Source organism: Acetobacter garciniae, from assembly GCF_017377735.1.
Taxonomy (GTDB): domain Bacteria; phylum Pseudomonadota; class Alphaproteobacteria; order Acetobacterales; family Acetobacteraceae; genus Acetobacter; species Acetobacter garciniae.
Genome location: NZ_JAFVMH010000008.1, coordinates 89,159 through 116,046 on the forward strand (window position 1 = coordinate 89,159; position 26,888 = coordinate 116,046).

At 61.5% G+C, this 26,888-nt stretch carries 25 protein-coding genes; 9 read left to right on the forward strand and 16 right to left on the reverse strand.

The window, feature by feature from the left end:
* Positions 1 to 11: 11 nt before the first annotated feature.
* From J2D77_RS14035 to J2D77_RS14105, 15 genes are all read right to left on the reverse strand, one after another.
* The gene (locus J2D77_RS14035; RefSeq protein WP_207846937.1) at positions 12 to 1,127 is read right to left on the reverse strand and encodes a type II secretion system F family protein; all 1,116 of its coding nucleotides are present in this window, start codon (positions 1,125 to 1,127) and stop codon (positions 12 to 14) included.
* On the reverse strand, positions 1,127 to 2,782 hold the full coding sequence (locus J2D77_RS14040) for an ATPase, T2SS/T4P/T4SS family (protein WP_207846938.1): 1,656 nt from the start codon (positions 2,780 to 2,782) through the stop codon (positions 1,127 to 1,129). Before J2D77_RS14040 ends, J2D77_RS14035 begins: the two co-directional genes overlap by 1 nt.
* Entirely contained in the window at positions 2,782 to 3,936 is a 1,155-nt protein-coding gene (locus J2D77_RS14045) for a type 4b pilus protein PilO2 (protein WP_207846939.1), read from the reverse strand. Before J2D77_RS14045 ends, J2D77_RS14040 begins: the two co-directional genes overlap by 1 nt.
* Positions 3,933 to 4,643 (reverse strand): type IV pilus biogenesis protein PilP, encoded by a 711-nt coding sequence (gene pilP, locus J2D77_RS14050; RefSeq protein WP_207846940.1) that lies wholly within the window; start codon positions 4,641 to 4,643, stop codon positions 3,933 to 3,935. Before pilP ends, J2D77_RS14045 begins: the two co-directional genes overlap by 4 nt.
* Complete coding sequence (locus J2D77_RS14055; RefSeq protein WP_207846941.1) at positions 4,640 to 6,322, reverse strand: pilus assembly protein PilN; 1,683 nt, start codon at positions 6,320 to 6,322, stop codon at positions 4,640 to 4,642. Before J2D77_RS14055 ends, pilP begins: the two co-directional genes overlap by 4 nt.
* Entirely contained in the window at positions 6,322 to 7,233 is a 912-nt protein-coding gene (locus J2D77_RS14060) for a toxin co-regulated pilus biosynthesis Q family protein (RefSeq protein WP_207846942.1), read from the reverse strand. The genes J2D77_RS14055 and J2D77_RS14060 overlap by 1 nt, the downstream gene beginning before the upstream one ends.
* On the reverse strand, positions 7,233 to 8,213 hold the full coding sequence (locus J2D77_RS14065; RefSeq protein WP_207846943.1) for a TrbG/VirB9 family P-type conjugative transfer protein: 981 nt from the start codon (positions 8,211 to 8,213) through the stop codon (positions 7,233 to 7,235). Before J2D77_RS14065 ends, J2D77_RS14060 begins: the two co-directional genes overlap by 1 nt.
* A gap of 39 nt (positions 8,214 to 8,252) precedes the next feature.
* Positions 8,253 to 11,342: a type IV secretion protein DotO gene (locus J2D77_RS14070; RefSeq protein ID WP_207846944.1), complete on the reverse strand. Its 3,090-nt coding sequence runs from the start codon at positions 11,340 to 11,342 to the stop codon at positions 8,253 to 8,255.
* Complete coding sequence (locus J2D77_RS14075; protein ID WP_207846945.1) at positions 11,339 to 11,860, reverse strand: hypothetical protein; 522 nt, start codon at positions 11,858 to 11,860, stop codon at positions 11,339 to 11,341. Before J2D77_RS14075 ends, J2D77_RS14070 begins: the two co-directional genes overlap by 4 nt.
* Positions 11,860 to 12,252 (reverse strand): hypothetical protein, encoded by a 393-nt coding sequence (locus J2D77_RS14080; RefSeq protein ID WP_207846946.1) that lies wholly within the window; start codon positions 12,250 to 12,252, stop codon positions 11,860 to 11,862. Before J2D77_RS14080 ends, J2D77_RS14075 begins: the two co-directional genes overlap by 1 nt.
* Before the next feature lie 35 nt (positions 12,253 to 12,287).
* The gene (locus J2D77_RS14085) at positions 12,288 to 12,842 is read right to left on the reverse strand and encodes a hypothetical protein (RefSeq protein WP_230975823.1); all 555 of its coding nucleotides are present in this window, start codon (positions 12,840 to 12,842) and stop codon (positions 12,288 to 12,290) included.
* Between the two features lie 14 nt (positions 12,843 to 12,856).
* Entirely contained in the window at positions 12,857 to 13,396 is a 540-nt protein-coding gene (locus tag J2D77_RS14090) for a hypothetical protein (protein ID WP_207846947.1), read from the reverse strand.
* A 585-nt stretch (positions 13,397 to 13,981) separates the two neighbouring features.
* On the reverse strand, positions 13,982 to 14,719 hold the full coding sequence (locus tag J2D77_RS14095) for a DotG/IcmE/VirB10 family protein (protein ID WP_207846948.1): 738 nt from the start codon (positions 14,717 to 14,719) through the stop codon (positions 13,982 to 13,984).
* A gap of 539 nt (positions 14,720 to 15,258) precedes the next feature.
* Positions 15,259 to 16,188, reverse strand: coding sequence for a DotH/IcmK family type IV secretion protein (locus J2D77_RS14100; protein ID WP_207846949.1), 930 nt, complete (start codon positions 16,186 to 16,188; stop codon positions 15,259 to 15,261).
* A complete protein-coding gene (locus J2D77_RS14105; RefSeq protein ID WP_207846950.1) occupies positions 16,189 to 16,836 on the reverse strand; it encodes a DotI/IcmL/TraM family protein in 648 nt (215 codons plus the stop codon).
* Positions 16,837 to 16,916: 80 nt separating this feature from the next.
* On the opposite strand from J2D77_RS14105, the gene J2D77_RS14110 reads away from it, so the two are divergent.
* The 9 genes from J2D77_RS14110 (at position 16,917) to J2D77_RS14150 (ending at position 25,766) form a co-directional block, all read left to right on the forward strand.
* Positions 16,917 to 17,465 carry a hypothetical protein gene (locus J2D77_RS14110; RefSeq protein ID WP_207846951.1) on the forward strand — a complete coding sequence of 183 codons (549 nt, stop codon included), beginning with the start codon at positions 16,917 to 16,919 and terminating at the stop codon, positions 17,463 to 17,465.
* A gap of 653 nt (positions 17,466 to 18,118) precedes the next feature.
* On the forward strand, positions 18,119 to 18,274 hold the full coding sequence (locus tag J2D77_RS14115) for a hypothetical protein (protein WP_207846952.1): 156 nt from the start codon (positions 18,119 to 18,121) through the stop codon (positions 18,272 to 18,274).
* Positions 18,271 to 18,825, forward strand: coding sequence for a hypothetical protein (locus J2D77_RS14120; protein WP_207846953.1), 555 nt, complete (start codon positions 18,271 to 18,273; stop codon positions 18,823 to 18,825). Before J2D77_RS14115 ends, J2D77_RS14120 begins: the two co-directional genes overlap by 4 nt.
* The gene (locus J2D77_RS14125) at positions 18,825 to 19,994 is read left to right on the forward strand and encodes a hypothetical protein (protein ID WP_207846954.1); all 1,170 of its coding nucleotides are present in this window, start codon (positions 18,825 to 18,827) and stop codon (positions 19,992 to 19,994) included. The genes J2D77_RS14120 and J2D77_RS14125 overlap by 1 nt, the downstream gene beginning before the upstream one ends.
* An 18-nt stretch (positions 19,995 to 20,012) precedes the next feature.
* Positions 20,013 to 21,719, forward strand: coding sequence for a hypothetical protein (locus J2D77_RS14130; RefSeq protein ID WP_207846955.1), 1,707 nt, complete (start codon positions 20,013 to 20,015; stop codon positions 21,717 to 21,719).
* 3 nt (positions 21,720 to 21,722) lie between these two features.
* Positions 21,723 to 24,026: a DotA/TraY family protein gene (locus J2D77_RS14135; RefSeq protein ID WP_207846956.1), complete on the forward strand. Its 2,304-nt coding sequence runs from the start codon at positions 21,723 to 21,725 to the stop codon at positions 24,024 to 24,026.
* Positions 24,027 to 24,104: 78 nt separating this feature from the next.
* Positions 24,105 to 24,488: a hypothetical protein gene (locus tag J2D77_RS14140; RefSeq protein WP_207846957.1), complete on the forward strand. Its 384-nt coding sequence runs from the start codon at positions 24,105 to 24,107 to the stop codon at positions 24,486 to 24,488.
* On the forward strand, positions 24,485 to 24,778 hold the full coding sequence (locus J2D77_RS14145) for a hypothetical protein (RefSeq protein ID WP_207846958.1): 294 nt from the start codon (positions 24,485 to 24,487) through the stop codon (positions 24,776 to 24,778). The genes J2D77_RS14140 and J2D77_RS14145 overlap by 4 nt, the downstream gene beginning before the upstream one ends.
* 133 nt (positions 24,779 to 24,911) lie before the next feature.
* The gene (locus tag J2D77_RS14150) at positions 24,912 to 25,766 is read left to right on the forward strand and encodes an Abi family protein (protein WP_207846959.1); all 855 of its coding nucleotides are present in this window, start codon (positions 24,912 to 24,914) and stop codon (positions 25,764 to 25,766) included.
* A gap of 491 nt (positions 25,767 to 26,257) precedes the next feature.
* Here J2D77_RS14150 and J2D77_RS14155 read toward each other — a convergent pair.
* Positions 26,258 to 26,888, reverse strand: a 631-nt coding sequence (locus J2D77_RS14155; protein WP_207846960.1) for a DsbC family protein, incomplete at its 5' end; no start/stop codon positions are given.

Consider the following 26,888-nt stretch of genomic DNA (forward strand, 5'->3'; position numbering starts at 1 on the left):
CTTATATTCTCCTAGCGGGGCTGCATTTCGGTGCCGATGGACGTGCCCAGCACCAGGATGTAGCCCGAGATCAGAATTGTGATGGTTGTGGCGAGGATCTTGATCGCCGTCGCCTGTTCGACGGCCCGCTCCTCGATATCGACGATCCAGCTTTTGCTGAGGGAGAGGATCCGCTCGTAATCAGCCTCCCCACCCCAGGATTCGTCGATGTCGTCAATGATATCCGCGGACGGAAACCTGAACCCGGCTTCCTCCATCGCTGCCGGAAGTGGCAGCGACTCACGGATCATCAAGCTCTCGAATTTGGAAAGACGCTCACGCAGCCACGGCGACGCTTCGTACATCTGGATCTTGAGCGCTTCGGTATCGGGTGTCCCGATCATCAGGTAGGAAATGAAACCTGTGATCCAGAGATAAGCCTGCACGTCTCGGTATGTGGACCAGGGCGGCAGGTATTCGAGGTAGAGCCGCGCGCGGCCTGTCAGCCTGGGGAGGCTGTAGATCACCAGCGCGATCATCAGCACGAGCAGCACCAGGCCGAGGATCGCGACGGGCACTGTGGCGTAATGGCTGATCAGGATCATCGTTCTCAGCGAAACACTCTGGGTGTGGTTCTGCTCTGAGAGCGTCTGGAGCGAGGGAAAGACTTTCGCGGCCAGATAGGCGATGAAGCCGATATTGATCGCGATATAGCCCAGAGGTGCGCCGCTGATTTTCCGCACAGCCGCCATGATGCGCTGGGTTCTCTCCTTCGTGTCGCAGATGCGGCGGAGTGCGCCCGGCAGGTCTGAGGCCTGGTCTCCTGCGCGCAGCATCAGAAATTCATCGGCTGGCACGAAAGGCCGGATCGCGAACGGCAGTGCCAGGGCCTCGGCGCGGATGCGTTCCTCAATCTGGCGCAGGACGCGGGCTGTGGCGGGTTGGCGGCGTTTGGCGCGACGGGCGGCTTCGCGCAGCAGAGTGCGCTCAATCGGCTCACCCTGCTCGATCTTGACCGCCAGCTTGGCGTAGACCTTCAGGCGGGTCCGCTGGGAAAACCCCACGTTACGATCGATCCACTGGCTGAATTTGCTGCCAGTCGGCGTGTCGTGGGCGTGCGTTCCGGACCAGTCGATATGCAGCGCCATCAGTGATGCGCTCCCGGGGGGCGCTGACCGAGTTCGCGCTCGTGCATGAGGTCATCGTAGGAGCGGATACGGCCTGTCATGCGGGCATCAAACGGATCGAGGGCGCCCTGGGAGACCAGGACCATTGCTTTTTCGAGCATGGTGGTGTCGGCGCTCGGGCGTGCGTGGTAGCGATGGCGGGCAACCGTTGCGCCGAATTCGATGAAGTCTCCCATGAGTTCTTCATCGGCATCGACGACTTCGGCGACGACACGGCGGCCGGCATAGCCTGTCCGAGAGCAATGATCGCAGCCCGGCCCGACGCGGCGAAGATGGTCGGTCGACCTGCCCCGGCTCCAGCTCACGATCGCCTGACGCACGCGGGGCGGGAAGCGGCTGTCGTCGACCGTCCATGGCACTGCACAATGGGGGCAGACCAGGGGCACCAGACGCATGGCGACAAGGCCGCTGATAATGGCAGTGTTGCAGATCACTGAGAAATTCAGCCCGTCAGGGTCCATGTCGCGCAGGCGCGAGGGCACCTCGAAAGGGCTGGAGGTGTGCATGGTGGTCATCATCGACATCCCGCCATTGGCGGCTTCGAGCCAGATCCGGGCGATATAGGCATCCCGGATCTCGCCCAGGCCGAGAAAGTTGGTGTCCATGCGCAGAGCCTGGCGGGTGCGGGCTGCGTAGGCTTCTCCAGTAGCTTTGGCGTCGAGGGTATTGGCGATGTCGAGCTGGATGGCCCAGGGAGCGATCAGTTCGACGGGCTGTTCGACAAACACCTGCCGCTGGCCTGGCATGACCCGCTGGCGGTGTGCGCTCAGGGCGTGCATGACGTGTGTTTTCCCCGAGCCGGGCGGGCCGGTGAGGACGATACTGCCGGTCGGTGCGAGAATGAATTCCTGGAGAAGTTCCGACTGCTCGGCTGTCCAGCCCTGACTTTCAAGATCGAGCGCGCCGTCCGGAATCTTGACCGGGCGGAGTTTTGAAATCTCCACGGCATTGCGTACGCGTCCGTTGTCGGACGACTGCAGCCGAAGGATCATGAAATGGCCGGCATCCGAGATCGGTGCGCAGGGCCCGTGGACGATGCGGACGTTGACGAGGCCGGTTCCGCGCAGAACGGGGCCGCCGATTGCTGCGTCCTGGCTCGATGTTTCCGAGTAGGTAGCGCCTCGGTTGGGTGAGAGGTTGTACAGGCCGCGCATGAGCTTGTCGGCGTAGCCGGTGGTAATCTCGCGCGCTTCGAGGATCTGGTTGTCCAGACGGACTTCGATCACCGCGAACCGTGAGAGAACCCGGATATGGATATCCGACGCGCCGAGGTCGTTGCCCCATTTGAGCAGGTCGAGGGCGGCGCCTCGCATATCGCGATCGTTTTCGGTGTGGATCACGGTCGCGGAGTGATGAGCGTGTGCGAGCTTTTCACCAACGGCGCTCAGCGGTGCCCAATCGACCCGCAGGTATTTCAGGTCGCCGGTTTCGCGCAGCTCCTCGATCCACTGAAGCACGCCTACATCGCTCTTGAGGGCGTCGCTGACGGTGATGACCTCGTTGTTCACGTCGAGCGAGTACTGGCCCAGCAGCTCGCGGGGCGCGGGTGGGAGAGATGAGCCGCCGGCATTCGGGCCACTGGAGAACGGATGCAGAATTCGCGAGAAAATACCCATCAGTGGACGCCTTTCGGGAGGTCCGCCGCAGCGAAAGCCACGCGGATGGAATATGAGAGGTCGTGCGAAGAGAGGTCGGTCGCGATTACGGTCCGCGCAACCCGCGCGATCTGCAGGCGTGCATAACGGTCCCACGTAATGTCGCGCGGATCGGCAGGCCACGTGAACTGGACGGAAATGACCGTGACACCCTGGCGTGAGTCCTGGCCGGGGGCGGCAACACGCGAACTGCCGACGGTGGCACGGATGCCCGCGCGCTGGAGCATGGAGATGAAGCTCCGTACCGGATCTCCCTGCTCAGGCAGCTCATGTCGGCCGGGGCGGGGGCTGAACGCTACGGTCTGGATGTCGCCGTTGCCATTGTCGGCAAGGCTGCCTGGCGGTGCGTCTGAAATCTGGCCGCCTGCGCGTCGCCAGTTGACCCTTAGTGCCGTTCCTTCGCAGGCCCACGAAGCCATCGCCCATCCATTGCTGAGCGATGGTAGCGCGGCCGCATCCAGGCAGGCATCCAGCCATTCGGCCGGCCCGCTCTCCTCTATGCGAGGCTTGGCGTTGCGCCTGGCGGCTTCCAGTGCCGCGAGGCGTGTCAGTTCGGCGAGATGGTGATGATAGAGCGATACCCCCGCATAGACTGCTCCCGCCCCTCCCAGCACGAGTGCGGCACGCCGGTAGAACCCGGCCAGCGAGACTGGCGACAGACGAAGTGGTGCGGGCTGTAGTTGAGCGAGGTAAGCGCTTAGATTTTCTTCGGGGATGGCCAGACGCTGGTCGAACGGCACGCCCGAGAGCGTTTCGCGCTCGGTGGCCATGTCTTCGCTGGTGTAGATCTTGTCCGATCCTGGCAGAAGGCACCCGTCCTTGCCGGTCGCGACAAGCCATGTCTGGCTCGCTCCGAGGTCGAATTCGGCGTAGACGGAAGGCCCAAGTAGCTGCGCCATGGCTATCGCGAGGCTGTTGAGCCCGCGACGAGCTGGAATGCCGTCCAACGACACGAAGGCCACGGCCCGCGGGACTATGCGGCAACGGGCGACGTATTCGGTCCCAAGGCGGCGGCCTTCGGCGCGCAGGCGGAACCGGGCCGGGACGGTACGATACTGCCGCCAGATCATCTCGCCGCACCAGGTCAGTCCGCCCGCTTCGATTGCGAACGTCATTGCGCGCGACCGCTGTTGGCTAGGGCCGGCAGGTTCGGCAATAGCGGGGGCGAAGTGGGATACGGCGACTGAGTCTGTCCCGGCATTCCGTATGGCAGGATGGGTGCGGGTGCCTGACGGGATGTCGTGATAGCCTTGGTCTCGCCAAAATCTCCTGTTGCGGGCAACAGGGTTTTGGTCTCTCCGGACGCCGCGTGGATGGTAACGGTCGACTTTCGGATACTGCTGACCGTTGAGCCGTCGGGCAGCACCGTTCCTTTCGAGACGGTCTGGGTGGTGCCGTCCGGGAATACGAGGATAGCGCTCGCACTGCCGCGATCGACAAATATGGAATCCCAGCGGGGCAGGGAGTCGTTGCGTGCGGACTGCCGGGCCTGATCCTGGGCCTGCTGTAGCCTGGTCATCGCAGCTTCCCACTTGGCGCTGTCAAACCATGGGGCGGAGGCGTCGCCACCCTGGGTTTTTGGTTTGCCCCCTGTCGCGCGCTTGTCGTCCTCGGCGATTTTCGCCTTCAGCTCGGCGGCATCGGCCGCCTGATGCAGGAAGGCAATGCAGGCGTTGTTGCTGTCGAGGACGTCTGGGGGCAGCGTTTTTCCAGGCAATGGCGCGATGAGCCTGTCGGCGCAGTCGCTGGTGGCCGCGAAGGCCGCATGCGGGACGGTTGCGAGCAGGGTGGAGAGGCAGAGAAAGGGGAGTGCGGTTTTCACAGCGTGTGGGCCTCCACCGTGATCAGGATGCGATCCTTGAGGTTCTGGGCGTCGCCGCCGCCGCCGAAGATGAAATTCCAGGGTGATCCGACCCCGTTCTGCGCACGGCTGGTGCTGTCGCCCACGTAGCCGCTGAGCACGAGCATCTCTCCGCTTTTGAGAACGACACTGTCCGTGACCGTCGTGTTGGCGGTCTTGGGAAGCTGCATGCCGGTGCTTCCTGAGGCGGTGCCCATGGAAAGCAGGGTCTGGATCAGGAAGTGCAGGTTGAGGACGATCTGGTCGTCGATGACGCGAGGCGTGACCGCGCCTTCAAATCCGGCCATGACGACGCCTGGGGAGAGGGATGAGGATGACCCGGCATTGGTCGCGAGATAGGACGCGGCGTATTGCACGTAGGTGGTGTTCGTGCCGTGCTGGAACGGGGCCGGCACACCGTTGGTCGTGACGACACCGCGTTCGTCAATCTCGGTGGCGTTGTCCAGCGACTGCAGGGCCTGGGCCGCGAGGTTGGTGCCCGACATCTTGCCTTTGACGATGCTTGCACCGAAGCTGAACGGCACGTCCTGGGACTGGATCGTGGGGATGGCGGCAGGTGTTGCGCTGGCGGCGAAATACTTGCCGAATTCCTTTGCGGCGACGGTCGGGGAGAAGCCGTAATTGCTCTCGCGGCTGAATTTGAGAGAGTAGACGCGCACCGTGACTGCGACCTGCTTCATGAGCATGGATTTCAGGCCGGCATACCAGGTGTCGATGCCCGCGATCTGGTCGGGGGTGCCTGCGGCGGTCAGTGTGCCAATGCCGGGATCAGCGAGGACGTCAGCGCCGTTACCGGCAAGCCGTGCCGCCTCTTCGAGATGCTTCCAGCGGTTTGTCTTGATCTGCTCGTAAACACCCGTCATGCCCTGGGACTGGTTCTGGCCGGAGCTTCCGTTGGTCCCGCCCATTCCACCGGTGCTGCCAGTACTCATGCCCGACATGCCATTCATACCGCTACCCGAACCGGAGCCGGATCCACCACCGCCCGCGACTGCGGTAATCGCGGTCGTATTGGTCGTTTCTCCCTCGAAAGCCGGGATCACGTAGGTCCTGGTGATATTGCGGAAGAACTCTTCAGTGCCGGTTTCTTCCACCCAGCGTTGGCTGACGCCAAAGCGTGCGGCCAGAGCGGTAAAGAGGCCGTAGCGTGTGCCGGTATAATCGAGCCACTGGCCGCGACCGTTCCAGCTTGCGGACGCTGCGTGATGGCGGATGGTTCTGCCTGCGGCCGCTGATTGCGATGAAGGTGGGGCGGGGAGGCTGACACCGTTGAAGACCGGGGCGCTGACCATGGAAGGCATGGCGCTCTGTTCGGTATCGTCGTCGGCGTCCTGGGTCACGTGGATCGGAATGCCGGTCTTGATGCTCACCATGGTTGCGGCCTCGCGCAGCGAGACCGGTCGGGCGACTGACATCTCGGCGCGCTCGAGCAGGATGGCCGGCACGGCGTCAGCGACGTGGATGGGCTCACCCACGAGATAGGGTTTGTCGCTGACGGTGATCAGGTCACGGCCCGGCACGTCCATCGTGTCGCTCTTGTGCAGGAAATCCTTTTCCTGCTTCTGGGCATTCTGGAATTCCGTGCATCCGCTTAGCGCGAGGCTCAGGGCGGATGAGAGGAAGAGGCGGCGCATCCGCATTATCGTGCGTCTCCTGGATTGATGATCAGCATCCGGTTGGCCGGGAAGAAGCGAGCCCTGATCTCGCGGCCCTCACTTGCGAGGGCTTGCACGACCTGGGCGACAGGACCGTGATCCCGATCGTCGAACTCGCCCGCGAACGAGGCTGTTGCCGGGACGGACCAGTTGACTTTCAGGGGCCACTCAACGGTCCATCCGGCCCTGGCACCCCATGAGATGATCTGCTCGCGGATCGGGGTGCCCCCACTGAGGACCCATTGCGGGGCGGGCGGCGCGACCGCCACGATAGGGGCCTGAGGCGTCGCGGGTGTCGATGCGGGTGTCGATGCGACCGTCGTGGTAGCCTGTATCGGGGGTGTGGAGGCCGCAGGCGCAGTGCTGGTGCTGGCGGATGCAAGTTGTGTCGCGACAACCGGTGTGCTGCGGCTGGGAAGGGGAGCGAGTGTCTCGGGGACACGGAGTGCGAGTGTTGTGCCCGGACGCAGCGTGCAGGATGCCGCACGCACGATCGCGCCGTCGGCAGGCCGGCTATAGGGGCAGGTCGCGACGGCATCGTCGGCGAACACGCTCATCAGCGGCTGTCCGGCCGAGGACATGATGGCAAGACGGACAGATACCGCGCCCGGGTAGTCCATGCCATCCGGGGAGAGTGCGAAGCCGCGCTCACGCAGCACGGCTTCGAATGTCGCCTTGACGGATGGTGCGACAGGTTCAGCAAAAGGCATGACACGCAGCGTCGTGCTGTGCGGATCGAAGCTGTTGGCCAGAATGTCGCCAGCGAAGACGCTGAGGTCCATGGCGTCCTGGGGGTCAACTCCGCTCACCTGTGACAGGGTGGCGGGATCCTGCGCCACGCAGCCGCAAAGCAGTGCGAGGCAGGCCAGCGATGCGGCGTTGAGAGGAACGCGCATTATCGAGGTTCTCCATAGGTGATCCGGACGGTCGGGCTGCCTGGCTCGTCGCCGGTGAGCACCGCCTCGGTGATCGGGGCGTCGACGACATAGGAATCGCCCACGGCCTGATATCCGCGGGCGGCGGCCCCTGCCGGCGCGAGGATGGCCAGGCGCGGGGAGGCCGCGACCTGAGTTTTGGGGAACTGGATGAAGGTGCGGTTGGCGTCGCGGTAGACCCGCAGCGGCTTCCAGGCCGGACTGTCGCCCGAAAGGACAAACCGGAAGTCCGGTGCGGATGTCGCAAAGCCGCTCTGTCCGTTGTGTGGTGTCAGATTGGGCTGTGCGTCAGGTTCACCCGCGCTGTGGGTGAAGGCGACAAGTCGCATGCTTGGAGATCTCGCCGACAGTGCAACGCGGTACGTGCGGGCGTTGGTCGCAAGGCTCACCCACGCGTCGTGGGCGTCCTTCCCGGGGGCGAAGGCGACAGCCCATCCGGCATGGATGCCTCTGGTGCCCCGCACCAGGTCGGCGTGCCAGTTCGTGGTGTCGCTCAGTGTGAGAGCCGAGGTCTCTGCCGTCTCACCAGGAGCGAGACGCATGATGCAGATGTCGCCCGGGGCGCAGTCGATCGTCGGTGTGCCATCTCCGAACGCGAACCAGACGCCCCCACCCTTGCCGAAGAGCGGGGCTGCTTCATGTCGCCTGACGACCGGTGTCGCATTCGTGGCTGCCGGGAGCGGTGCGGGTTGCGCGGGAGTGCGGGGGCCTGTGATATCCGTCGGCCGGGTGGTCTCCAGAGGGCGGCTTGCGACGACCGGCGTGTCGAGCCGCTCGCGCATGCTCGCCATGAAGGCATGAACCCGGTCGATGCTCTGCTGCAGGGCAAGCTCGGGGGACGGCATGCCGGGTGTCGCGACCAGCACCGGGCCGGTATCGTCGCCAGACGCACAGGCCGTGAGCATGGTCGAGGTGATGCAAAGAAGGAGGGCGCGTTTCATATGATCATCATGACCTGAGCAATTGTGACCGCGCGCACGTCAGGCTGCGGCGCGCACGACGGCACCCAGACCTGTCGCGTCGCGGATCTCGTTCGCGATTTCGGTAATGACGCCACCCAGGGCGATCTGCGCGTCCAGGCCCTGGCGGATGCGTGCATCCTTGCGACGCTCGATCTCGGGGGCCGCACTTCCCTTGGGGAAGACGAGCGACAGTCGCCTGCGCCCTTCAGTGGATCCGAGGGCGTCATAGAGGCGCCGGCGCAGGGCGGCATCATCAGGATGGGTGGACAATGCCCACAGTTCCACCGGACCCAGCATGTTGAGGACGAACATCTCGAACAGCTCGTCGCCGACCTTGATCTGCAGGATGAGGGGAGCGCCGGTACCGTCGGGTCTTGGCCCGTTGAGAGCGGCACGGACAATTTCGTGCGCGGCCGGGCTGAGGCCGCAGATTTCCGCGAGTTCGTCCGCTTCTTCCGGGTTCGCCGCACCCAGAATGAACCGGGCCGTGGAGTGCTGCGTGAGATATTCGCCGAAGTCGGTGATTTTCTGGCTGGTCAGGCCCAGCCTTACGCCGAGCTTGGCGGCGCGACGGGCGGCTTCTTCGAACATCTGGCGGATGAAAGGGGCGCGGATCGTGCGCTGGAATTCGTCGCATTCGAGGCGCTTGAAGGACTCCCGGAATTCCCTGAAGCGCTCGCGGTGAATGGCCCGGACATGTTCGGGCACTTTTTCTGCTTCTTCCGGATCGAGGAAGAAGTTGCGTGCGACAATATGAAAGCCCAGCAGGTACATGAGGCTTGTCTGGTCTTCGTTGGCCCCTTTCCCTTCGGGCGCGACACGGTTGATGTCGAGTGCGACAATACGTGCGTCCCCCAGATCAAGCCGTGTTGGCGCGTTCAGGGTCGGAAAGCGGCCGATGAAAGCCGTGATATAGCGACGGAAGATTTCAAGCCCGGTTTCGCCACCGGTTGTGGGGGTGTGTGAGCGGAAGTTGTCTGCGACGAAGCCTTCGAGAATGGCGTCGAGTACATCCTCCAGGATGGGCACGGCATGTTGTGTCGCCATACGTGCAAGGCGCATGTCGCCCCGGGCCGCAAAAGCGTCCGCGACCTCCCACCAGGTGGTCTGATCGTCCGCGTCAATCCCGTACGCCGCGAGTGCGGCATCGACAGAGAGATTGTCTGTCGCACGATACATTTTTGGCCGGACCGTCGGCCCTTTGTCGCTGAAGAGGGCGTAGACACCGCTGATGGCGGCGTCGATGATCTGGTCCATGCCCTCGAATGCGTCGTTGGCGGAAGGCTGGCAGATCTGGCCAAGAAAATTTCGCAGGAAGGCGAGGTGATAGCTCAGTGGGGTGCGGCAGCAGGCTTCTGTGTCGAAGATGTTGTAGGCGTGCTCGGCGATGAACTGGAAAGGCAGGTAAAGGGCCTGGTGGCGGTCTTCGGGGCGCAGACCGTTGCGGACCATGTCGATGAACCCGCTGGCCGCGTCGCCGATGTCGAGCTTGCCGATGAGAGGCAGCCTCGGACCGAGATCGGTCATGGATGCCGAACTCAGGACGGTCGCCAGAAGCAGGGCGTTGGCGAGCATGGATTTGCCGCGTCGGGACGGGGCGACAAACAGGTCAAGTGTGGCGACACGGCCGCTGCCGGCAGGATCATAGGGCACGATCGTGCCGTCATTGGCGCGCAGCAGGGCCGCGCCATCCGCCCAGGGTGTGGCTGGACGCGCCCATGGGGTCATGACCAGCGCCTCATCCAGGGGAGCGGCCGTGGGCGGGGCAGTCGACGCGAGGGCAAGGCCGGGGACCGAGGATAGGGTCCCTGACAGCGGGTCGCCGCACATGCGCGAGGCCTTTGCCCGGCCCCAGCCATTGATGCCCTGTTCGAGGCGCGAAGCCCGGGCGCGCAGCTTCTCGCGATCCTCGGCCGGAGCGGATGTCGCAAAGGATACCCTGAGCTTGACGATGGCCTCGCGCTTCGCCCTGCGGGCGGCGAGTTCCTCGAATGCGTCGTGGACCGCGAGATTGGTTCCAAAACGCAGAAGGGTCGCGACTTCCTTTTTCCAGCTCATGTAGTGCGAGGGCACACCTTCAATCGTGGCGCACATCCGCCAGGGCATCCGGTAGGCAGCCAAAGACGATGACAGTTCAATGAACGGCCGGACATTTTCAGACACGCGGGTCAGGTCAACGGGGGACCAGTCGGCACAACCCAGCCTGACCGTCGTGAAATCCGGGGTGATGGCGTCCTGTGTGAAGAGCTGTTCGCGCAGTGGTGGCCACAGGGCGTCGCTGACGTCATCAGGCATGTCGTCATCGGGGATGGTGGAAGGTGGTGCATCCTTGGGTGTCACGGGTGTCCACCCCGATCCGAGCGTCTCGGGGTAGATTTCTTCACGGATCGCGCGCAGCCCGGCGTCTGGCGACAGGGGCTCGACAATCACGTCTTCGCTCCGGAAAGCCTGCACGACATGGGCCACGAAGGCCCCGTGGATGGTTGCCAGTTCGGCCGAGCCCAGAAGGGGGTTCTGGCCGTCACCCAGGTCGGGGAGGCTTGCGAGCAGTCTTTCGCGCCGTGACTTGCTCGCAGCAGCCTCCGGCTTGGACATTCTGCCCGGTCGGCTCCACAGGGCCAGCCAGACCCGTTCGTGTCGCATGAAGGGGGTCAGCACGCGCTCACGTTCGCTCAGGATATCCTCGAAATCGGCGTGCAGCGCGCGGGCGATCGTGCGTCTCTCGCCAAGATTCTTGCGAATGAAGCGCGATGCGTCCGGATCTGTCGCGTAGCAGAACTGCATCGCGTGACCGGGTTCGTCGAACAGGCCGCTCAGGGCCTGGCGCAGGCGGGCAGCACTGGCCTGGACACTGCTGATCCCGGCCATGCGACGGAGCCCATGGACCTGTACGATGGTGACATAGTCGTTCCCGAAGGTAATCAGGCCTGTCTCGTCGCAGGTTGCGAGGTCGCAATAGGAGGCGAGGTCGCGCGAGGACATTTCTGAAATCCAGGCGCAGGCACGCAGCAGGACATCCAGCGGGCGGAAATGGTTGCTTGTGACTTTTGAGGCGGCCTTCGCCGGGTGTGCCGTGTTCTGGTTGCGGCGTGCGCGGAAAAGTTTCATGCGTTGCCTCGCAATGTAAGCAGTGCGGCAAAGTCGCGGGCCTCGGTCTGGAACCATGCGTCCAGGACGAGGATACGCAGCCCCGAGAGACGATCGCGGCGTTTGATGAGGGAATGCGCAGGCACGGTCAGGGCGGTTTCGCGAAGGACCGAAGGCTGATAGGTCCCGACCCGTCGCCTGCTGGCGGACCGCAGGTCCGCCAGGCTATCAAGCGCATTCCGCGCTCTTTCCTGAACCTCGGCCGTATTCTGTGGCCTGAGCGCGGCATGGGCCGCGCAGACGAGGCGGGAGAGGACGCCCTGATCCATCTGGGGCATCCAGATGACGCCCGCCATTGTGTCGATATCTGGCGTATCCAGAGCGAAGGCCGGAACACAGATCATGCACAGGAGGTCGTCGCCGACCCGAATTGATGCCCCGGGCAGCCCGCAGCAGGCACACTCCGTTGCGACCGTGGCCTCTGCCGTGGGCTTCAGAGTGCCCCGCAGCGCACGGCAATGGCTGATCAGGTCGAGCATTACTTGTCGAACGTCATCATTTTCTGCTCGCCCGTGACCGTGGACGTTGCGTCCCAGATCGTGAAGCTCGCTGTTTTGACGTAGAACGGAAAGCCTACGAGGATCGCACCGCAGAGTGCGCCGGCCACGATTTTGCCCATGCTGGCATTCATGCCGGAGTTGTTGCGATGCTTCTGATACAGCCCCCAGATCGAACTCAGAAGAAGGCCACCGCCAACGATCCAGCACACGCTGTTGAGCAGATAGCCCCAGGCGTTATTGACGTGCGACGTGGCCTGCTGGGTAATGGTGTCGATTGCCTGAGCATGTGCGCTTACAGGAATCAGAGGCAGGGCAAAGCTCGCCACTGCGACAGCAGAGACGGCCAGGACGGTTTTGGCATTGGATTTCATGGATATTGCTCCAGTTCGGGCTTTTGCGGGGGCTGTCACGACGAGAGGAGATGCAGTTGCTTCACCAGGGCGGGAGCAACCGTGTCCGCGTTCATGACGAGGAAACCTCCAACGATCATGCAGAGATTCACGCTGGTGGAGGTGTTGTTGCGTCCCTTCATGCTGCCGATCTGGCGCATGATCGAGACGTAGATCCAGAAGGCGCCGTAGCACATGAAGTAGTATTGAAAGATGTTGAGGATGGCTGTCAGTGTCGCGATTGGACCCTGGGATACGGCTGCGGTCAGGTCACTGGCCGAAAACTTCACGGCGGTCGCGGACGACGAAAGGCCTGCTGTTCCAGAAAAACCGAGCGTCTGGTTGCCTACGTTCAGGAAAGTTGGAAACGACAGGAAAGTCGCGCCGGCAAAAAACAGGGCCGCGCAGACGAAGGGTGAGTTTGCAGGACCGTTCTCACCCTTGGAACGACTGTAGTAGCCCCAGACGCTGCCGAGCAGCATGAAGCTGCCGCTCACGTAGCACAGGGTCGGTAGCAGCGTGGCGAGGGCTGCGCCGAGCGATTGTGCGAAATCAATGAGGCCTTGCAGCATTGGCGTCAGCTACCTCAGCGAATTGTGCCGTGTTCGGTCTTGACCGCCCAGCCACTGCCGGTCTGGACGACGGACAGCACTGTCCCCCAGCCTTCGAGAGACGACCCGGGAAGCACCCGTGTCGGCCGCCCCTGAGCGTCCGTGAGAATGGCGATGTCGGGTGCTCCCGCCTGGACCGTGTAGTGCGGGCGCGGGGGCGGCGGTGCTTCCTGGCTTGTCGCTTTGGTGAGGGCGTGCGGCTTGTCGACCCCGGTGTCTTTGGCGGTGGACGGGGGCGTGGCGGGCGTGGCTTTGGGGGGTGCCGCCGCCGTCTGCACGGGCGTTCGGGCAGCCCTGTCGGCATCGAGCACGTCCGTGCGATGGCGAAGTTCGTCCAGGCGACCGTCAATTTTACCGAGCCCGGTGGCCAGCCGGTCATTGATGGCCTGCTGTGATGCGTCCAGGCGCTTTTGCAGATCATTGACGGAGGCGGTCAGGGCTTCCAGCTTATGGCTCATCTCCACGAAAAGCCTGTCGCTGGCATCACTGTCCGAGACATTGGCAGTGGCCGACACGGCTGTTGCATGCTGACCGGACAGCGAAGCTGCGTCTACAGGCGGGGCAGGCGTCTCCTGTGCTGGTGCAGCGGGAGGCATTAGGGGTGCCGCTGGCGGTTGCGCCGACGTTGTAGCCGCTGCAGTGACGGGCGTATTCGATGTCCCGCCTGGTGCGTCGAGCTGCGGTGGCGTCACGCCCGATGAGTTGGAGCCCGAGGACGTGGCCGTGGGTGAGACCGGAGCATGAATGAGCCCAATGAGGTGGGTGGCAACCCCATTCTGGTAGGCTGCGACACCGACCAGAATCACGGTTGCACCTGCACCTGCGCGGAACAGGTTGCGCCTGCTCAGAAGCCGCCGTGGGGCAGGCTCTGTGCGGTTCTGAGCCGAAGGAGGAGATGTCATGCCTGGGGGCACTGCGGGGCCAGCCGATGCCGCCTGGACAGGAGCGTCGGCCGGAGGCTGCGTCGCGGTCTGCCTGCTCGGCGAGCGGAGCATCGTCACGGATCCGCTGGGTGGGGGAGTATCATTTGTCATCGTGGCGCTCATGGGTGCTCCTGTTGGGTCTTTGGCCAGTATGGGCGGGCCGGTTTGTGACTGCGGTTACGAGCCGTAGACAGGCTCATCGAACAGCACGCCGACCTCGTCGTTCTGACGCAGGTAAACGGTGGCTTGCTGGGGGGTCTGCTTTTGCAGAAGTTGCCCGACCTCCTGGCCCATGGAGCCAGCGGCGGCTCCCATCTGCTGGGCGAGGTTGAGATGGGTGAAGGCCGTCATGCCGTATCCACCCGTATAGCTGGTGGTGTTCGCACTCATCATTGCGTTGCCCAGGCCCTGCACGAAGGCCGCGGCCGCTGGCAGGATGATACGGGTGGCGAGATGCTCTCTGACATCCGAGGCGACACCGGTCTCGGCGGTCTGGGGAGAGACGGCATAGGCGGATACGGCGATGGGATCTCTGTCGCCAATCATCAGCTTGTTAAACTTGACGATCAGCCTGTCGCTTTTCATCTGGAAGGTGCCGCTGATGCGGGCCTTGCGGAGTGGGCCGCTATCGATCTCGATCAGAACCTGATTGCCCAGATCGCTGTTTGTCGTCAGGACCGAGTGACCGTAAACCCCTCTCCCTGCTGCCAGGAGCAGGCGACCACGGGCTGCTGCGGTGGCGGCGGCTGTTGTCGCACTACTTTTTTGCCCGGACGACGCAGCACGGGCATCTCCCTCCTGCGTGGCAGATGCGACAAGGTGTCCTGCCCCTCGGCCGTCCAGATCAAGGCCACTCGCCTCCTCTGTTGCGACACGTTCGAGCGAAGGCCTGTGACCCGACCATGCCTCGATCATTTCCATCTCTGCGCGTTCGGACAGATGGGGGCGAGGTTTGGGTGGCCGTGGAGCGGGCGCAGGGTCCGCGGTGAACGCTACGGCGTCCTTGTCTGCGGCCGGTGGTGCGGCTGGAGACTGAGGCGGCGTTGATGGCTTTGGCGGCGCTGGCGGCCTGGGGGATGCCGGTTGGGGTGAGCCTGTGCTGTCCTTTGGCGTGTCGCCAAGTTCTGGAGCGCCGGTCGGTTCCGGCATATCCTGCCCGCCAAGTGGCGATGTGTACGACAGTCCCTGTTTTGAGGCGGCAGCCGAGGATTTCTGGTCGTCGGTTGCTGCCAGGGCATCCATTGCCTTGGAATGTTTCGCACCACCCGCGGGCGCTTTCATCTGGGGCGTGATCAGTGGTTCTGAGACCGGTGCATCGTGCCGATCGTGAAGAAGCCAGTAGCAACCGCCAACAAACAAGCAGACCATTATGATGAATGCGACAGTCAGCCAGCGGGTCTCTCCCAGCCGTTCAATCACGCCGGATTGGCGTTCAGGGCTTTGGGTTTCAGCGTTCACGGCGCATCCTCCTGAAGGGAAATAGGGATCATCCGATCTCCGGCGGACACGAGAGCGCGCGTTGTGGCAGGGGCCGCGTAGGCCGTGACATCGAATTCCCGGACCTGGCCCTGGGGTGCAGGGGAGATGAGCTGCAGGCTTGTGCGCAGATAAAGGGTTTGTCCCAGCTTCCATGCGCGGAGTTTGTCTGCACTCACCCCGGAAACCACGAGAGGCACGGCGTCTGCAGGCGGCACCCCGTCGAGAATACTGCTCAGGACCGGCTCAGCGGTTTCCGGCGCGTCCGGCCCGGCGTTGGGCATGTCCCTGGCGTTCGGTCCGCGCTTGTTGATCCTGACCGTCAGATCGGCGTCATAGCTGCCTGTGCCGGAAAAAATGATGAAACTCAGGGGTTTGGGAGCGTCCTTGAGGCTGACAAGCAGGCCGCCATGCGGGTAGCGCGAGGTGGGTGTGAGCTGAAGGACGTTCGACCCCGGCTCAGGCACACAGGCATTGATGCCGACGGCCCGCACCGAGGCGTTTTTCCCCTGACCTTTTTCGTCGCAGGATCCGTTCTTGTTCGTGGTGATATCCCATGAAATGGGCCAGGGCTGCCCGGTCGCATCGAGAAAGGTTATGGAAGCGGGATAGTCCTGAGCCAGGCGCACGATCGGGATCACCGCACCTGGCGCAAAAGAGAGGCTTACCGAGCGTGACGTCGGGCTTGCGAGACGATGGGGATCGTCCTCTGCATCCAGCCCCTTCTGTCCCTCATCATAGCGATCATAGAGGCTTTGCCGGGCTTCCGGGGGTGGCGGGAGCGAACCGGCATAGACCGGGTCAAGATGATCGTGTTCGTTGTCGGCCTGACGCTGCGCCATGGCGTATCCGTGGCAGGCCAGACACAGGATCACGGTCGCAAAAACGTGGATACGCAGTCTGCGCATTCAGTTTTCGCCTCCAGCGATCTTATGGGCATTGAGTTGCGCGATCACGAGGCCCGCAGGGTGCAGGGGGTCGTTCGTACGTCGGATGGTTACGCGGACTTCCAGAACATCGGTTTTCGCGCCGCCCGCGTTTGTCCATTTGAGGTACATCGGGAAAGACACGTGCCATTCGTAGTCGCCACGACGGTTGGTGCCCTGGGCGTCTACACTCGCCGCTGACTTCAGGGCAGCGGTGAGCAGGACCATTTTCGATTTGATGAAATCGAGATTGCCTCGGCCCTGGAAGGCCGTAGCCCAGCTATTCCACGCATCAGCCGTAAAATCGCCTGCGCAGCCGTCGAGATGCTTTCCATAGTCGAGATAATTGAGGGTGTAGAGGTTCGTGACCTTGTCCGTCACCCAGTTCATAACCTGGGAGTCCGTAAAATACGGTGTATCCGTCACGATCAGTTCGCGCGGCTTTCCCATGGAATCATGATAGATGTGCTGAGGTCGTGGTCTGTGTGTCAGTTCGTAGACCAGGCCTGTTGTGAGGGCGCAGCACAGATAGACGGTGCCTGCGAGAGTGGCAAAGGCATAGCGGATGACCTGGCGTGCGAACGCAGGGTCATTGAGGCGGCGTGTAACAGCCGCATACGTATTGCGCATTGTCAGGAAAAGCGCAGGTTGCCGAAAAAGGAAGAGGATTCCGCAAGACCGTGATCGCTCACGCCTGCACTACGTTTTAAATGGCTAAGCCTGCCAAGAAAGCTGAAATGGACCGTGCGTGCCTCGCGCGCCCTGACAAAGAACAGCCGCCTTGTAATCAGGCAGTGTTTGCGGACCATCTGGGCCGCGACCATGTCGTTGACGGGGGCATGGAACGGATTGTCGTAGGTGGACTCTCGAATGAGGCTCAGACCGGAGCGGTCGGGAAGACCGGCGCGACGGGCAGCTTCGGAAAGAGTGGATTTGTTGACGCCAAAAAATCTGGCGATGCAGGTCGGGCTGTAAAGGCGCTTCCAGAGTTCGGCAAGAACTTCGATGGTCGCGTTATTCCATTTGACGTGCCCGTTTTTCGAGAACGTAAATGCGAAAGAACTATTAAAAAAATTATTGTACTGGCTTGCGATCTTTACCGAAACGTGCGGGGGGGGGGGGTCATTGCAAAGGCGGCGTCAGCCGCCCGGCCGCGAAGCGGCCTGCGCAGCCCGAGGCGCTGCGCCTTACGGCGCACCGCCGCGAGCGGACGCCCGATCAGTTTCGATATGAATGGCGCGTCTGTATTGGTCGGATAAGACGCGCTCAGGTAATTGATTTCATCCAGCGACCAGCGGCTTTGCGGGGTCTTTGCAAACGTGAATGGCCTGTAAAATGAAAACCACGGCCTGACGACTGCGTCAGTGCCAATGTGATGAAATGAGCTGAGACCTGCCAATGTGCTATCGAACATGTGGGCTCCTGCAATGCGCGGCTTGAATACCTTTTCAGGGCTAACATATTGCCGACACAATTTGCATTAAGTTTTTCAGTGCTACGAAAGATCTCGGGACAATCAGCAGCTTTCCAAGTTTCCAGTTATATTACCAGTTTGTGCCTCACTTCTGCTGGGCGCATAGCAGGCCAGTACGTGGCGCATAAGTAATAATGGTTAAAATTTAAATCGTTACGATGCCGTCCCATTTGGTTTTTGCATAACAGTGATGGGATTCATGCGTGAGACAGAGTTCTTCCGCTTCATGTTGCGCCATCTCGTCAGTACACTGATGGTTCTGCTAGGTATGCACACGTATTTTCTATGCGTCGCTGTTGCTTTGGTTCTCAAGAGAGAGGTGAGTGCGACGGAACGAAGTGCGTTGCAACGCGTGTTGCCCTGAAAAGGGCGAAAGGCCCGCAGTCACAAACGACGCTGCCACAATAATCCTCTGTAGCAGATCGCGGAGGATCACACGTGACACAGGACACCACACCGCCAGCACGCTCCATAGATCGCGGGCATTGGCTGACACCTGAATACGCGCGGGAGGTTTTTGCAGCGATCGACGGCTCTGCGGCTAAAGATACGGCACTGCCTCAGTCTCCCGAACAGCAGGAGCAGGGCGCATGAAGTCATGGCTTCTCTGCGTGCTCATGGCGGGGGCGACATCCGCAGTTTTTGTCGCGCTACCTGCAAACGCCGCGACACAGGGATGCGAGGCTCTTGTTCAGGCAGCCGCCACCGGGGCTGCGGCGCAGATGAAGTCGGACGACCAGATCATCAAGCAGCCTGAGTCCGTTACCAAGTTCACCTGTCTGGACGGCTTTTTTAATGGCGTCGGGATCGATTTGCTTACCAACGGGCTGGATGTCGCCTCCATAGCCAAGAACCTGATGGGCAAGGTCTGCTCCGAGGTCAACGTTGTCTGGAACAGCCTCGAAGGCGCAGCCCAGTGCGGCCTGACCGTGACCGGGCCTGACAATAATTTCAATCTCGGGCTTGGTCTTGGGAATGTGTGCCCGAACCTGAATTTCGGGGGCGGCGGCGACACGCTCATCAACAGCGGCATGAATACCAGTGGGCAGGGAAGCTGGGACATCAATGGGCAGATGCAGCTTCCCGACGGGTATTCGCTGGGTAACGCAGCGTCTGCCTTCGGCCTTTCCGGAGGAAGCCTCTGATGGACCGATCATTCCGAAAGACAGCTATCGGGCTGCTATTGGCGACATCCTTTCTTGCCGGGAGTTTTGTCGCACCGCGACCGGCGCAGGCGTTTGGCATTGATGTCGCCCCGATTGTCGCGGCTATCACCACGCTGCAGAGTGCGATGAACTCGGTGATCACCACCACGAAGACCGTTCTCAACAGCACTCTGGGCCTGATCGACGACAAGCTGACGACTGCCGCACAGCAGATCAGCAACAATCTCAAGGCCCAGGTCGGTGCGCAGGAGCAGATCGCCGACGCCAGTAATATGGTGCAAGCCCGGCTCGCCCGGGATGTGCGGAACGCCCAGATCGCGGATCTGCATTCCGTCAACCGTCAGGACTGCCTGAATCTCGAGGACGGCCAGGCACAGGTGGTTGCAGCCCGCCAGGCTGCGGATGTCGCACTCGCTCTCGATGTCGCCAAGGATAAACGGACGCGCGCCGACAAGGGCACGCCGTCCTGGGCCGGTATCGGTCAGGGGGCTCAGGCCAATAACACCCATCACCTCTCCAAATACTGCGACGACGCAGAAGCCGATGCCGGGCTGTGTTCACTGGCTGATGACACCATGAAGGGCGCTGACCAGGACGCGACCAGCCTTTTTGCTCCACCAGTCTATACCGATCAGAATGCGATTGACCGTGCCAATGACTTCGAAACAACCCTGATCCAGCCGGTCGCACCAGCAGCGCAGCGCGGGAGCGCTATAACGTCCTCGGAAGGTCAACAGGCGATGCCTGGGCGCCGGTCCTACAACGCGGCGATTTCGCTGGCCCATATGATCGGTCACGAGGTCCTCAGCATGCGCGCCGGCACGACGACGCTGACGACAGCCCAGAAGGCCGAAGCGCAACGTGAGGGCATCACGGTCACGAATACCGGCAGCTCGTTCGAAGCCACCGAGCTTGAGATCAACCGGAAATATTCGGGAACCGACTGGCAGGCCGACCTGCAGGCTATGTCGTCGGACAAGTCCGTGCTGATCCAGATCGCCATGCTGGATGCGCAGCGCAACTGGCTGCTCTGGCAGCAATACAAGCTTCAACAGATGACCGCGCTGGCGACTGCAAAACGCCTCGCGATCGAGGCCGAGCACACGCTTGGCCGCACCGGGGCACTTCCTGTGCCCAGCCCCAACTGAACCGAAGGATTATTCGCAATGTCGGGAAGTTTGACCGGCGCATCCACTGCGTCGTCCCCTATTTCAGCTTTGCTGACCGAACTCGATCGGCAGCAGAAAGCCGTGCCGGAAGAACAGCGTGGTCTCACGCGCGAGCTTGAGGAGTTGCGCCAGCGTCTTGAAAAAGACCCCTCTCTTGAAAACGACGCGCAATATTGCACGCAGGTCGCCTGGCTCATCCAGGACTGGCAGAAATTCAGCGGAACGGGGCAGGCTCCTGTTGTCTCCCCGCTTCTGGCCGGTGGCCTGCAGGCGTTTGCCAGTCAGTATCCTGGCCTCCAGAATCCCACACTCGAAGCCATGCTTGGGCAGACCGAGGCTATTCAGGATCGGGCGCTCCTGAACGATATCCGACGTTCGGCCGTGGAAATGTCCACAATGCCGCCTGAGCAGCAATCTTTCCTGCTGGTCCGCACGGCGGTGGAGAACCTCGCCGCGCGCGCGACTGATGCGGGGATGGTGCTGGCGGCTGCGGCCCCCGGCGTGGCAGCGGATCCCAACCAGGGCACACTCTCCCTGGACAACGGGGCCATAGCGCAGCCTGTTCCTGTGCAGGCGACGCCTGCGGCTACCCCGGTAGCACCAGTTGCTGACGTGGCGCCCGCTTCAGCGGCAGACCCGGCTCAAGAAGAAATATCAGCGACACAGCCCGCTGCCGCGCCGGTCGCAGAAGTCGCACCGGTTCAAGCCGTTGACGCTGTGCCTGAGCAGGCTGTGACGGCGCAGGATGCGGCTCCCGTCGAGCAACAGGCCGCAGAACAGACGGTAGCCAGCGAAGAGGCGGCCGGACCTCGTCACCTAACAAAGGAGTATGAGGAGCAGCTCCGCAATGAAGCTGCCCAGATAAACAACACCGCCGAAAATACGCCGCCTGAAGCTAACCAGACGGGTCAGAACTCTCCGTCTCCAGCCGCTGAAAAGGTGAAGGCGCGTGACCAGGGAGAAGGCGCTTCTCAAGCGACGGAAAACGGATGGGCAAGCAAGGAAAAGGAACAGCGCGAGAAGAACCTGGCGGCGCAAGCCAGTCAGTCAGCACAGCAGGCTACACCGGCTCAGTCTGCTCCCAAACAGTCCGGCAGTATCGCCGGGCATGTGATCTCCAAGATGGCAAACGGTTTCGCGTCGTGGAGTGCAAACAATCAGGCTGAATCCGATCGCAGGCGCATCGACAAGCTGACGGCGGACATCGATCGCAATGCCGCGCAGGCAAGTGAGAACTTCCACGCACTCAAGCGTGCGGCTGGTCCGTTCTTTCAGAAACTCGAAGCCACGGCCGCCCAGGAAGGCGTTAAGGTGCCGCAGTTGCTCAAAGGCATGACCGAGGGCAGCAAGAATTTCGGTCTCTGGCAGGAATTCACACGACTTCGGATGAACGATCCCGGTGTCCAGTTCGCCTATGAAGCACTGACGGCGTCTATGTCAGACATGCGCCGGAACCTCACCTCGCTCCAGGGGGAAGCTGAACAGCGGGGTGCAACCCAGAACCAGGCAGTCGTGCAGACGCAGGACAAAGCCGGGAAGCTCGCGCTGGAAATGGAAGGTGTTCCCGGTATGGAGCCGGGCAAGACCCTGATCCAGAGCATCGGTGGCATTGTCGAAAAGCTGATGGAGAAAATGCGCTCTTTTTTGGGTCTTGACCGCCAGAAGGAGCAAAAGCGCGAAACCGAACCGTCACGGGGGCCCTGAGCCATGCGCGACGCCATTCGTAAAACAGGTCTGATCCGGAGCGTGACTGCGGGAATCCTGGCGGTGCTGCTTCCGGCAGCGGCAAGGGCGGCAGATGCGCCAACTACCGTGTCGTGGACCGATCTTTCTCCAGGGGACGACTGGACAGCAACCGTTCTGGACAGTCTGTTCCCGATGAATGGCGTCGCCCAGACGGCAACAGGAACCATGGTGGCATGGTTCACAGCTTATGTCGGGCTCATTGCCGCGTCATGGATGATGTATTCAACGCTGATCCAGATCCACAAGACAGCCGAAACGGGCAAGGTTTTCTCAGCAAGTTTCAGTGGCTGGGTACCCATCCGCGTCATTAGCGCCATTATCATGATGCTGCCGGTGGATGGTGGCTTCGGGCTCGGCATGAATATGATCGTGACGGGTGCGAAGGCCTCGATCGGCATGGCGCGTAATCTTGAAGCTGTTGTCCTGAACGCCGTAGGCCCTCAGGCTCTTCCTCTGGCCACACCAACGATCCCAGGCTCCCGGCAGATTGTTCTGGGCGTCATGGAGAGTGAGGCCTGTCGGATGCTTATCAATCTGGCGTCAAATAATCCCAGCCTCGTGCCAGAACCGACCATCATGAACGATGGCAACGGCACCATGTCTGTCTATTACAATATGGCTTCGGGGAACCAGACCGTGGAGCCCACCTGCGGGCGGATCACTCTGACAACACCAGTACGCGCGGCAACGTCGACCGAATACCCGACGATCGATTTCAGTGCCGAAGCGACCATGCAGGAGCAGGCGGTTCGTGATTTGATCACGAATGTGCGTTCGGGGCTGCAAAACACGGTCCAGACGCTCTGGGCGACACGTGACGTGACGGCTATCAAGGCGTTTGATGCCCTATTCGTGGCGCAGGCTGCCTTCCTCAACGGACAGTTTTCTTCGGTGGCGTCATCCGTCGTCTCCAAGGTGCGTGCCACAGCCGGCGACACAGGCCGGAGTGGGGGCGGGATGACCTTGCTGTCCAATCTCGGTTGGAGTGGCCTGGGAGCCTATTATCTCGAGATCGGCCGTCTCAATGGCGAGGTGATGGCGATGACATCCGTCACGCCAACTGTCACCCCGCCATCCTGGCAGGGGACAGGCACATTTCTCTCACAGGATCTGGCCCCCTTGCTCAAGGAGGTGTCCGATTACATGACCCGGGAGGACCAGGTTCTCCAGACGGCCGACCAGCCCTGGCCCGATACGAATTCTCCCAGACTTTACAATGATGCCCGCACCCCGACCGATGCGCATGGCGCGTGGGGCGCGGTCATGAGTTACCTGCAGATCAACGAAAGCCTGCTGGACCAGATCATGCAGTATTTCGTGATGCCCAGTGCTGGATCTGGGTGGACCGATCCCCTGAGCAACATGATCGGGCTCGGGCATTTCCTGATCCATCTGGCGCTCATGACAATCGCGCTGGGCAGTATGGCGACCAGTCCGGTCGCATCGGCGCTGGGGACAATTGCAAGCGTGATGACAGGCCAGTGGGGCGCGGCCGGGGCCGCGGCCGCCACTACCGTCACATCTTCTCTGATCGGAGGAGTCATCAAAACCATGATGCCCTTCATCATTACCGCGTGTCTGGTCGTGCTGTCGGCTGGTGTGACACTGGCCTATGTGCTGCCAATGACGCCATACCTATACTGGATCGCCGGAGTGACAGGCTGGCTGGTCCTGGTGACTGAAGCCGTGGCGGGGGCATCACTCTGGTTCCTGGCGCATATGACATTCGCGGGCGATGGCATCCACGGCAAGGGTATCCGGGGTTACGAGATCCTGTTTTCGATCCTGTTCCGCCCGCCCGCCATGGTGATGGGCATGATGTTCAGCTACACGATCTTCTCCGCCATCTCCTGGCTGCTCATGAAGAGCTTTCTGGTCGCAACCGCCTTCACATTTGATCACGGCTGGTTGCTCGACAATTTGGTCGGCGTCATTGCCATGATCATCCTCTACATCGGTGTGGAAATGACGGTGGCGACCACGGCATTCCGGCTGATCTCCACATGGCCGCATCATCTCGCGGCGCTGGTCGGTTTTTCGGCGGCCAGTCGTGTTGAAAGTGACGGGTTTGAGCGGTCCAGTACCGCACCCGTGCATAGGGGCGCTCAGATCGGGACTGATGTCGGCAAAAGTCTACTCGATGAAAAGCGAAAATCCAGTGGCGGAGAAGAAGTGTCAGATGGTAATGAAAGTAGTAATGCTCCGCGCCAGATGGATACAACGACTGCGGCGCAAGTTCGACCAATTACGCCAGTCGACGTTTAGGGAGGCCGAAAGATGAGTATCGTTACAGCGGGTGCCTTGGGTGGGATACAGGGTACTCTCACTCGAATGGCGCGGAATATGAACGGCCTGCCTCAGGCTCTCTCCCAGGCGATTGCCAACGCGAACGCATGGCAGCAGAGGGCTGAGATGTATCGGCAGGATAGCGACAAGTGGGAAGGCCGCGCTTATGAAGCTCTTGATGGCTGGAAGAAGGAAGAGGCTCGGACAGCCCAGCTCAGGACAGAGCTGAAGGCAGCGCAGCAGCAGGCCGAAGCGAACCGGGCCAATCGTGACGAGTGGAAGGCATGGGGCACCCAGACGCGTGACGGCCTGAAGCAGATGAGTGACAAGTGGAAGACATGGGGCGAGCAGACGCGCGACAGCCTGGAGCAGGTGATTGCCCAGCGCGACGCGCGTATTGCCCAACTGGAAGCTGAACTCAAGGCGGCGCGAGGCGCATGAAGCTTCATACCGGCCTGGCGGCTTCCATGCTCCTCACACTGACGGGCTGCGCCAGTGGTAATCTCCGTTCAGCCAATTCGCGGCCGCTGAAACCACCGCATGTCGCGCACGCGCAGTATGATCCGTATGCGGCCTACGGATCTGCCCCGGCACAGTGGGCGCCTGCAGTCGCATCGCGTGACGGAACGATCGTCAAGCCGACCGATCCCGTCGACCAGGCCGATCGGCCAGACTACGAACATGCCGCGTGGAGTGCGCAGGCCGCGGCAAGCAAAGCCGGGACGTTCTGAGCCGTCGCATTCCAATGCGTTCTGCTTGCGCTCTAACGCAGATAACGCTATATATCTTTGTGTCATGGGCCGCCACACGAGATTCCTTGGGAATCTGTGCAACAGGGCGGCCCTTTTTGTTTGTCTCGGCTGAATGGCACTAATCCCGTATAATAAACCTCACGCGACTGGTGCCCAACGTGTCACACATCTTCGCGCACGCGGTTTAATAATCCCAAAGCCCACGATTGCAGCCCGCAAAATCGACCTAGTTGGATACGAGCGTCTTCGCATCTATTTTCTGAGTCGACGGCAACTCAATCTGGTAAACCATCCCTTTCGCCCAGGAACGCAATACCAAGAAATTTTGCGTTTGTATGCGTGCGACATAAAGCTACGTGATGCTTGTTTCGCAGCCGTTGGGCAATTCGAGTTGCTACTTCGAAACGCTATTTCGGAAGCGCTAAGTGCCTCATTCGGCAGTCACCCATACAACAATATCGCTGCGTTCCAAAGTCCGGCTTCCGCCCTCGAAGCGATTCAGACCTTCACCAAGACCTATGAGCTTTCGAAGGATCCCCGCGCGGGTCATTACAAAATAACCTATTGCCCCCCACTTCTTCCACCTATCTGGACCATGAAAGAATTTCTGACGTTTGGTAAAACTGTGCGCCTGTTCAACTGCCTAAATAATACCCTTAAGCAACGTATCGCCACGCAGTTCGGAGTGCCAGCTCACCAAGTGTTTTCCAGTTGGATTTCGTGTCTCGTGGATCTACGCAATATTTGCGCCCATCATGACCGCCTCTTCAATCGCAGCTTCCAGAAACAACCGGCGACCCTTACTAAGGTTGGACTACCAGTCGCTCCAAGACACAAACTTAAGGCCATTCTGGAATGTCTTGATTACTTGTCGGATCAACGTAAAGCTCCCGTCAAAATCACTGCAAAAGTTGGATCTATCATTAGAAAATTTCCCGAGGTAGCACCAGCAGAGGTCGGCTTTTGAGAGTAACCTCTATCAGCCCATGTCCCTTCTCGATTACCTAGGCCAGAGGTTTCTTCCATCTGCAATGAATGTCGCAAAGCCTCCAGGAGAGGCCGTGCGTAGCACCCAGTTCGCGTAACTCATGCGCAGGAACTCCGCCGCGAACAGAACGGCCATCGACATGTAGCGGATGCAGGTCGGGCTGACCGGTAGAAAGCCCCGCCACAGCCAGGCCCAAAGCGACAGCATCGTAAATACTATTGTCAGCAGGAGTGCGAGACGGCCGTATCGTCGCGTCCGTCGGAGAAGCGTGACGACCTCGGCCGGTCTGTCAATCAGATCGGCGACATCGCGATCGGGTGGCGGCATACCTTGGCGGATCTGTCGTACAAGCTCCGTGCCGGTCCGGGCAAGCTGATAACTTCGTACGAACGGGCTGTACAAGGGATAGATGAGCCAGGCCCCAACCCGCAATACGACACGCCCGGCCCGCCGTGTGCCCCGGCCCGCCATTACGTATGCAGCTCCTGGACCAGACGGGACAGATCGTCGGGCAAGCCGGCTTCGACATGCGACATTCCCTTGCTGTCCGCCCATACGAAGGTCGGTGTGCCCTTCAGACCGACAGAATGGGCAGCGGCCATGTTGAGCTGCAGAAGGGCAGGGGAACTGTCAACCTGGGCAATGTCGCCTGGCGCATGACCCTGGGCCATGATCCTGTGCCACATCTGCCCCATGCCTCTGCGACCTGCCGAGAGCATCGCTATTGCGGCCGGCGTGCTGGCATGAGCGTTCTCGTAATCGTTGATGGCGATCGGCACCAGGCCGAGCTGGATGTCGCCCCGCTCGATGTAGGGCTGTAGCGCGGTGAACGCCCGGGTGGAATAAGGGCAGAGCGGATCAAGGATCATGTAGAGACGTGGCGCGGTCTCCCGTCCCTCAAGCCCAAACGAACTCGACGCGAGCGTTTTCACGGGATCTGTCTGCTCTGTCGCCTGGGCAGCCATCGGCTGCGCGACATTTTGCCCGGCATGCGCGGATGGCTTCCAGGTCACTGTCGGAATGGCGCCGGGGATCGGGGCGACAGTGTCGCGTGTGATATTGCGGCCGCCGGCGTCCCACATGACGCCCCCGATTTCGGCT